At 71.7% G+C, this 1,538-nt stretch carries 1 protein-coding gene and 1 pseudogene; both read left to right on the top strand.

The annotated features are described in order from the left end of the window. Positions 1-190 precede the first annotated feature (190 nt). Complete coding sequence (locus FPZ41_RS46470; protein ID WP_152870918.1) at positions 191-700, top strand: SigE family RNA polymerase sigma factor; 510 nt, start codon at positions 191-193, stop codon at positions 698-700. A 74-nt stretch (positions 701-774) separates the two neighbouring features. Beyond that, positions 775-1,538: pseudogene (locus FPZ41_RS46465) on the top strand (hypothetical protein); the annotation flags it as partial.

Raw genomic sequence — 1,538 nt, 5'->3', positions numbered from 1 at the left:
CGACAGTTGTGGGGCTTCGTCGGGCTGCTGCATCGTCGGGCGTCCCCCTGCGCGTCTGTCCTGGTGCCTGGTGTGGTCGGCGTGATCCACGACGCACCGTATCCGTCCCTGCGGGTGAAACATTCCCCGGGGTCCACCGCATTAAAGAAGTCGAGCGGTGCCACGAACCCACACGAACCAGGGGGAACGCATGAGACACGTCCGCGCGGACGGCTATCCGGAGTTCGCGGCGGCGCGCGCTGGGCACCTCTACCGGTCCGCCTGTCTGCTGACCGGTGGTGACACCCATCTCGCCGAGGATCTCGTGCAGGAGACGCTCGGGCGGCTGTACACGCGGTGGGGGCGGGTGTCACGGGTCGGGAATCCGGCCGGGTACGCGCAGACCGTGCTCACCCGTACGTTCCTCGCCCACCAGCGGCGGCGCAGCAGCACCGAGCGGGCCACCGACGCGTTCCCCGACCTGCCCGACCCGCGCGGTGCCGACACTCCCCTGCGGCTCACCCTCGTCGAGGCGCTGGGCCGACTGCCCGCCAAGGACCGGGCCGTGGTCGTCCTGCGGTACTGGGAGGACCGTTCCGTCGAGGAGACCGCCGACGCCATGAACGCCAGCTCGGCCGCCGTACGCACCCGCTGCGTCCGCGCCCTCGCCCGGCTCCGGGAGCTGCTCGGCGAGGACCTCGCCGAGTACGCGACGCCCTGACCGGCCTCGGCACACCCACTCCACCCACGCCTCCAACCCGCCCACGTACGCCCCTCCAGAAACGGTGGTTCGCGATGCCTGTCGAACATCACGAGGACCCCTTCGAGCACCGGCTCGGCGACGCCCTGCGTCAGGCCGGCGGAGCCTTCGAGGCCGACGGCGCCGCCCTGGTCGCCGGCGGCGAGGTGCGGGGACGCCGGTTGCTGCGGCGGCGTCGGGCCACCGTCGCGGGAGGTGTCGCCGGTGTCGCGCTCGCGGGGGTCGGCGGGGCCCTGCTCGTGCCCTGGGGCGGGGGTGGCGACGGCGAGTCCGTGGCGGCCGCCGCCCCGACGCCGAAGCCGTCCGTGTCCGCATCCGTCTCCGCCTCCCCCACGCCGGCCAGGCAGCCGATTTCGGGCGACGAACTGCTCGGTACGCTCAAGCGTCTGCTCCCCGAGGGGAAGTTCAGCCGCGAGGACTCCCGCGGAACCGGAGCGCAGTTCGGTCCGTACGCGCAGCTCGTCTACGACGACGGCAAGGGGGCGGCCGCGATCGGTATCAGCATGGGCCGGATCGAGCCGGGCAGTCAGCAGGCCCGTCAGGTGACCACATGCCCCGCCGAGGAGCTCATTCCGCACGACGCCTGCTCCACGAGCCGGCTCCCCGACGGCTCGCTGCTCATGCTCTTCCAGGGCTACGAGTATCCGGACCGCCGCGTGGACACCAAGCGGTGGAACGCCGAGTTCGTCTCCCCGGAAGGGCACCACGTCTCGCTGACCGAGTGGAACGCCGAGGCCGAGAAGGACGCCCCCGTCACCTGTATCTTATACACATCTACGAGCCCACGAGACAACCTCAC

The sequence above is a fragment of the Streptomyces acidicola genome, assembly GCF_009377235.1.
Classification (GTDB): domain Bacteria; phylum Actinomycetota; class Actinomycetes; order Streptomycetales; family Streptomycetaceae; genus Streptomyces; species Streptomyces acidicola.
This window is presented reverse-complemented; position numbering and strand designations above follow the sequence as displayed.

Excerpts from the sequence above, each read along its gene's own strand:
- FPZ41_RS46470 (WP_152870918.1), top strand. The coding sequence starts at position 191 with ATGAGACACGTCCGCGCGGACGGCTATCCGGAGTTCGCGGCGGCGCGC.